Raw genomic sequence first — 6341 nt, forward strand, 5'->3', positions numbered from 1 at the left:
GAGCGCCGTGCGCCGGCGCGGGGTGCCGGTGCCGGGTGCCGGGCGCTGGGCGGGCGCGGACGGGCCCGCCTGCGGGAACGCGCAGGCGGGCCCCCTCCCTGCACCGGGACCGGTCCCCTGCGAACCGGCCCCGAGGTCTACCCGGCGGCGGTGAGCGCCCCCGCGCGCCGCGCGGTGGTCTCGGGCGCGAGCAGCCCGCGCTGCCGCAGCAGCGGGCGCACGCCCTCGCCGAACCAGTACGCCTCCTCCAGGTGCGGGTAGCCGGACAGCACGAACTCGTCCACCCCGACCGCGTGGTACTCCTCGACCAGGTCGGCCACGTCCGAGTGGCTGCCCACCATGGCCGTGCCCGCGCCACCGCGCACCAGCCCGACGCCCGCCCACAGGCCGGGGTGCACCTCCAGCCCGCGCACCCCCTTGCCGAGGTCGCCGCCGTGCAGCGCGAGCATCCGCTGCTGCCCCACGGACTGGCTGGTCCGCAGCTGCTCCTGGGCCCGCCGCACCTGCTCGGGGTCGAGCGCGTCGAGCAGCCGCCCCGCCTCGGCCCACGCCTCGGCGGCGGTGTCCCGGCTGATCGTGTGCAGCCGCACCCCGAACCGGATCGGCCGCCCGCCCGCCAGCGCGCGCACCCGCTCGATCTTCTCGGCGACCTGCGCGGGCGGCTCCCCCCAGGTCAGGTACACGTCGGCGTGCTCGGCCGCGACCGGCAGCGCGGCGTCGGACGAGCCGCCGAAGTACACCGGGGGCCGCGGGTCCGGCGGGGCGATCGCGGTCGCGCCCTCCAGCCGGTAGTGCTCGCCCTCGAAGGTGAACGGCGTCCCGGACCACACCCCGCGCAGCACTCGCAGGAACTCGGCGGTGCGCGCGTACCGCCGGTCGTGGTCGAGCCAGTCGCCGAACCGGCGCTGCTCGACCTCGTCGCCGCCGGTGACGACGTTGAGCAGCAGCCTGCCCCGCGAGATCCGCTGGTAGGTGCCCGCCATCTGGGCGGCGAGCGTCGGGGACAGCACGCCGGGGCGGAACGCGACCAGGAACTTGAGCGTGCTGGTGCGGGCGAGCAGCGCGGCGGTGGTCAGCCAGGCGTCCTCGCACCAGGTTCCGGTGGGGGTGAGCACCCCCTCGAACCCGTTGCGCTCGGCGGCCTGCGCGACGGCGGCGAGGTAGTCGACGTCCGGCTGCCGCTGGGCGGCGTCGCCGAGGGTGCGGTTGGCGTGGAACCGCTCGATGATCGTCCGACCGTCCCCGGTGGTCGGCAGGAACCAGTGCAGTGCGACGGTCGGGCTCATGGCACTGGAGTGTCACGACGCGCCGGGGAGCGCGTCAATCGTTCCCGAATGCTAGAAAAGCCCCGGTTTCCCGAGGCTTTTCCAGGCGGCGCGGAAATGGTCGATCAGGCGAGCATGTCGTGGCGCACGATCGTCTGGTCGCGGCCGGGGCCGACGCCGATGGCCGAGATCCGGGCGCCGGAGATCGACTCCAGGTGCTCGACGTAAGCGCGGGCGTTGGCGGGCAGCTCCTCGAAGGTGCGGCAGCCGCTGATGTCCTCGGACCAGCCGGGCAGCTCCTCGTACACCGGGACGGCGTGGTGCACGTCGGTCTGCGTCATCGGCATGTCCTCGACGCGGGTGCCGTCCACGTCGTAGCCGACGCAGACCGGGATCGTCTCCAGGCCGGAGAGCACGTCCAGCTTGGTGAGGAAGAAGTCGGTGATGCCGTTGACGCGGGTGGCGTAGCGGGCGATCACGGCGTCGAACCAGCCGGTGCGGCGGGAGCGGCCGGTGGTGACACCGAACTCGCCGCCGTTCTTGCGCAGCAGCTCGCCCATGTCGTCGTTCAGCTCGGTCGGGAACGGGCCGGAGCCGACGCGGGTGGTGTACGCCTTCAGGATGCCGATCACGGTGGTGATCCGGCTGGGGCCGATGCCCGAGCCGGCGCTCGCGCCGCCCGAGGTCGGGTTCGACGAGGTCACGAACGGGTAGGTGCCGTGGTCGACGTCCAGCAGGGTGCCCTGCGAGCCCTCCAGCAGCACGATCTCGTCGCGCTCCAGCGCCTGGTTGAGCAGCAGGCGGGTGTCCGCGATGCGGTTCGCGAACCTGCTGCCGTGCTCCAGGACGGAGTCGACGACCTGGTCGGGGTCGAGCGCCTTGCGGTTGTAGACCTTGACCAGCACCTGGTTCTTGAAGTCCAGGGCGGCCTCGACCTTCTGCCGCAGGATCTTCTCGTCCAGCAGGTCCTGCGCGCGCACGCCGACGCGGGCGATCTTGTCCTGGTAGCAGGGGCCGATGCCGCGACCGGTGGTGCCGATCTTGGCCTTGCCCAGGTAGCGCTCGGTGACCTTATCGATGGCCACGTGGTACGGCATGATCAGGTGCGCGTCGGCGGAGACCAGCAGCTTGCTGGTGTCCACGCCGCGCTCGTCGAGACCGCCCAGCTCCGCCAGCAGCACGGCGGGGTCGACCACGACGCCGTTGCCGATCACGCTGGTCACGCCGGGCGTGAGGATGCCGGACGGGATCAGGTGCAGGGCGAACTTCTTGCCGTCGGGCAGCACCACGGTGTGGCCCGCGTTGTTGCCGCCCTGGTAGCGCACGACCCACTGGACGCGCTCGCCGAGCAGGTCGGTCGCCTTGCCCTTGCCCTCATCGCCCCACTGGGCACCGATCAGCACTACGGCCGGCATGTGAAACTCCAAGCGGTTGCAACGGGCAAGGACGGCGGCCTGCGGCGGCGTGGCCGTCGACGGACGGTCGTTGAGCGTAGACCAGGAGATGAAGGTGCGCGGAATCGTGCTGGCCTGCGGAAACACGCAGTCGCCATTGATCACGGACGGTGACGGGTTCGAGGTGCGGCGGGTCTCCGAACGGCCGGGGAAGACCGAGGTGGACCCGGTGCTCGCTGACCTGGGCGACCGCCGTCTCGTGGTCGTGGGCACGGACGGCGACCTGAACGCCGTGGCGTTGCGCCTTCTGCGCACCGAACGGTTGGCCGAAGTGGTCGTCGGGTACGCCCCGGTGTCGCCGAAGTCACAGGTCGCGGAGCTGTGGGGGCTGCCGACGGACCTCGGTCGGGCGCTCGACCTCGCCCGCACCGGCGACGCCGACCGGGTGCCGCTGGTGCGCGACGACGTCGGCGGGGTGCTGGTCGGGCTCGGCTCGCTCGGACCGGTGCGCGGGGTCGGCTACTGCGACGACACCGTGGTGCTGCGCGGGCCCGCGTCCCGGCTGGAGGTCACGCCCGACCCGGACGGCGGGGCCGGGCTGGTGGTGCGGGTGGTGCAGCGGCGGCTGCTGGGGAAGAGGACGACCACGACGGCCGGGCGGGCGTTCCAGCTCGGCTGCGTCCCCGCGCACGTGGAATCGGACGGCCACGCGCACCCGAGGCCGATGTCGAAGTGGACCTGGTACCGCCACACGGAGGACCTGAGGCTTGTCCGGGGAATGCGCTGAGTGATTTTTCGGGTATTTTCGTGAATTGGTAACCCGCGGGCAACGCAGAATGCGTTGAAAGGCCAGGAGCGGCCCGTCAGAGTGATTCCGAGTGCTTCCCACCAGGAAGGTCGGAATTATGTCAACGGTCAATCGAACCGCGCGGTTCTCGACTCGCCTGCTCCTGGCCGGGGCGCTGGCGCTCGGCCTCGCGCCCACCGCCCAGGCCGCCCCTCCGGGGATTCCGGGCACCAGCACGGCCCTGTCCGAGCTGGCCGGGCTCGCGGTCGCGGCGGAGGGCACCTCCAGCGGCTACTCGCGGGAGCTGTTCCCGCACTGGGTCACCGTGTCCGGGGCGTGCAACACGCGCGAGACGGTGCTCAAGCGCGACGGGGTGAACGTGGTCACCGACTCGGCCTGCGCGGCGACCTCGGGGACCTGGGTCAGCCCGTACGACGGGGCGAGCTGGAGCGCGGCGTCGGACGTGGACATCGACCACGTGGTGCCGCTGGCCGAGGCGTGGCGGTCGGGGGCGCGGACCTGGACCACCGCCCGGCGGCAGTCGTTCGCCAACGACCTGTCGGGGCCGCAGCTGATCGCGGTGACGGACGACGTGAACCAGTCGAAGGGGGACAAGGACCCCGCGCAGTGGAAGCCGCCGTCGAGCTCGTACTGGTGCACGTACGCCAAGATGTGGACCAGGACGAAGCACACCTGGGGTTTGACGGTGGACTCGGCGGAGAAGTCTGCGTTGCAGACGATGCTCGGGAGGTGTTGATGGCGGACCACTCTTCCCCCTTCGTGGCCGGGCCGGGCGGGGTGATGACCGACGAGGTCGGGGTCGTCACCGGTGACCTGGAGCTGCGGACGACCGTCGGCGCGGACGGGAAGTTCAAGGCGGAGGTGCGGTACGAGGGCGCGGACGAGTGGTACGGGGTGACCGGCGGCTCGGTGGCCGGGGTCGACCCCAAGAGCCACGAGGCGGTGCACGCGCTGCTGGTGGGCGTGCTGAACCGGCCGGAGGGATGAGGCGCCGGGGGCGCGTGGGAGTGAGGCGCGGGGACGCGCGGATGTGGAATAGGGGGCGTGAGCAGCTCCGAAAGCGGTCACGAACGGATAACCTCGGAGCGCCGCGCCTTCCCTGACCCCGGCGCGGTGACCCTGCACGAGGAGCACCACGTGATCACCAAGCGCGCGGCCGGACGGGCTGCCGTCCTGGGCGCCGTCCTCTCGGCCGGCCTGTTCGTCGTCGCCACGTCCACAGCCGCGCCCGTCGGGCAGCGGGAGAACTGGACCGCGACCACCTCGCCGATCTTCCACAAGACCACCTCGCTCAACGCCACCGGATCCGTCGCCGACAGCGGCGCGGACGACGGGCGGGCGCTGCGGCTGACCCTGAAGTCCGGGGCCAACCCCAGTCCGGGCGGTGGCGTGGAGATCGCCAGCAACCAGCAGTTCAAGTACGGGACGTTCAGCACCCGGATGAAGTCGGCGGACTGCGCCTCCCAGCCGCGCGCAGGCGTGGTGACCGGGGCGTTCACGTACAGCAGCGACCACGCCGACCGGAACGGGAACGGGCTCCCGGACAACGACGAGATCGACTTCGAGTGGCTGTGCGCGCAGCCCGAGGTCGTGTACCTGACGATCTGGACGGACTACAACGCGAGCAACGACCAGCTGCGGAAGGTCTCGCGGGTCATCGACCTGCGGGCGGGGAAGATCATCTCCACGTGCTTCTCGACGACCTTCGGCGACTGCGTGCAGCTGAGCGGGGCGGAGAACCAGCCTGCTTCGGTGCCCGCGATCCACGGGTACAACAGCTCGACGCAGTACTACGAGTACGGGTTCGACTGGACTGCCGGTGGGGTGAACTTCTACCTGGTCAACGCGCAGGGCGCTCGGGTGACGCTGTGGGACTACAAGGGGCCTGCTTCGCGGGTTCCGAACAAGCCGAGCACGTACCTGCAGAACGCCTGGCACACGAACAACTGGGACCCGTACGGGTTCCAGGCTCGGGAGCGGCCGAACCGGGACCTGCACGCGAACGTGGACTGGACGCAGCTGCCTTCGTGATGACGGGTGGGGGCTGAGGTTTTCGGACGCCGTCCCGCGGTTTCGCGGGGCGGCGTTCGTGTTGTGCGGGGGTTGTGGGGTGGGGGTTATGGGGCGGGGACGGCTTGGAGCAGGTTCGGGTGGAGGGTGAAACCGGAACGGGTGCAAGCGGGGACGGCCCGGTCGCTGGAGTGCACGGTCACGCGTTCGAGGTTCAGTTCTGAGGCGAGGCGCAGTGCGGCGGTGACCAGCTCTCCGCCCAGGCCGGTGTTGCGCTCCTCCGGTGTCACGTAGACGCACTGGAGGTCGCCGGAGGCGCGGTCGGGGGCGAAGGGGTGGGGGACTCGGGGGACCAGCGCCAGCCAGGCCATGCCGATGATCCGGTCGTCGCGCAGGAGGACCAGGCAGTGGTGCGATTGGGCGTGGTCTTGTGCCCAGGCGGTGAAGTGGGTGGTGAACGCTTCTTGCGGGGACGAGGGGTGTGCGCCTCTCGACTCCAGGGTCCAGTGCCACCTCAGCGCGGCTAAGGCGGGAAGGTCCTCCGGGTGGGCGGGGCGGATCACGGGGGTGGCCATTCGGCCATTGTGGTGGGTGGGGTTTGAGGGTGGAGGGCGAGAGGGGGGGGCTGAAGGGCAAGAGCTGAAGGGCAAGAGCTGAAAGTCAAGAGCTGAAAGTCAAGAGCTGAAGGGCACGCCTCGCCGGCGGGGCAGACCTCCAAAAAAGAGGGGCACAGGCTCTGCCGGCCGGTGACCGTTGGTCCTGTGGTCCCGTTGTACCCCTGCGGTGGGCGGGGTCCCTCTTATACGGTTTGGCTCCGTTGACGCAAGCACGCCAGTCAAGACGCCCGTGGGGGCGGGGGGTGAG

The 6341-nt window shown here is 71.1% G+C and carries 7 protein-coding genes; 4 read left to right on the plus strand and 3 right to left on the minus strand.

The window, feature by feature from the left end; translation table 11 throughout:
- Positions 1-137: 137 nt before the first annotated feature.
- The gene (locus tag ACTUAL_RS22495; RefSeq protein WP_440901630.1) at positions 138-1286 is read right to left on the minus strand and encodes an LLM class flavin-dependent oxidoreductase; all 1149 of its coding nucleotides are present in this window, start codon (positions 1284-1286) and stop codon (positions 138-140) included.
- Positions 1287-1390: 104 nt separating this feature from the next.
- Positions 1391-2680 (minus strand): adenylosuccinate synthase, encoded by a 1290-nt coding sequence (locus tag ACTUAL_RS22500; RefSeq protein WP_440901631.1) that lies wholly within the window; start codon positions 2678-2680, stop codon positions 1391-1393.
- Positions 2681-2774: 94 nt separating this feature from the next.
- Between ACTUAL_RS22500 and ACTUAL_RS22505 the strand changes: the two genes are divergently transcribed.
- From ACTUAL_RS22505 to ACTUAL_RS22520, 4 genes are all read left to right on the plus strand, one after another.
- Positions 2775-3446 carry a hypothetical protein gene (locus tag ACTUAL_RS22505; protein WP_096498139.1) on the plus strand — a complete coding sequence of 224 codons (672 nt, stop codon included), beginning with the start codon at positions 2775-2777 and terminating at the stop codon, positions 3444-3446.
- A 118-nt stretch (positions 3447-3564) separates the two neighbouring features.
- The gene (locus ACTUAL_RS22510) at positions 3565-4203 is read left to right on the plus strand and encodes an HNH endonuclease family protein (RefSeq protein ID WP_096497378.1); all 639 of its coding nucleotides are present in this window, start codon (positions 3565-3567) and stop codon (positions 4201-4203) included.
- Positions 4203-4454 carry a hypothetical protein gene (locus tag ACTUAL_RS22515; RefSeq protein WP_015805583.1) on the plus strand — a complete coding sequence of 84 codons (252 nt, stop codon included), beginning with the start codon at positions 4203-4205 and terminating at the stop codon, positions 4452-4454. The genes ACTUAL_RS22510 and ACTUAL_RS22515 overlap by 1 nt, the downstream gene beginning before the upstream one ends.
- Positions 4455-4580: 126 nt before the next feature.
- Entirely contained in the window at positions 4581-5498 is a 918-nt protein-coding gene (locus tag ACTUAL_RS22520) for a glycoside hydrolase family 16 protein (protein ID WP_440901632.1), read from the plus strand.
- Positions 5499-5584: 86 nt separating this feature from the next.
- On the opposite strand, the gene ACTUAL_RS22525 is transcribed toward ACTUAL_RS22520, so the two are convergent.
- Positions 5585-6052, minus strand: coding sequence for a GNAT family N-acetyltransferase (locus tag ACTUAL_RS22525; protein WP_440901633.1), 468 nt, complete (start codon positions 6050-6052; stop codon positions 5585-5587).
- Between the last annotated feature and the right edge of the window lie 289 nt (positions 6053-6341).

Source organism: Actinosynnema sp. (assembly GCF_052038725.1).

Excerpts from the sequence above, each read along its gene's own strand:
- ACTUAL_RS22495 (WP_440901630.1), bottom strand. The coding sequence starts at position 1,286 with ATGAGCCCGACCGTCGCACTGCACTGGTTCCTGCCGACCACCGGGGAC.
- ACTUAL_RS22500 (WP_440901631.1), bottom strand. The coding sequence starts at position 2,680 with ATGCCGGCCGTAGTGCTGATCGGTGCCCAGTGGGGCGATGAGGGCAAG.
- ACTUAL_RS22510 (WP_096497378.1), top strand. The coding sequence starts at position 3,565 with ATGTCAACGGTCAATCGAACCGCGCGGTTCTCGACTCGCCTGCTCCTG.
- ACTUAL_RS22515 (WP_015805583.1), top strand. The coding sequence starts at position 4,203 with ATGGCGGACCACTCTTCCCCCTTCGTGGCCGGGCCGGGCGGGGTGATG.
- ACTUAL_RS22525 (WP_440901633.1), bottom strand. The coding sequence starts at position 6,052 with ATGGCCACCCCCGTGATCCGCCCCGCCCACCCGGAGGACCTTCCCGCC.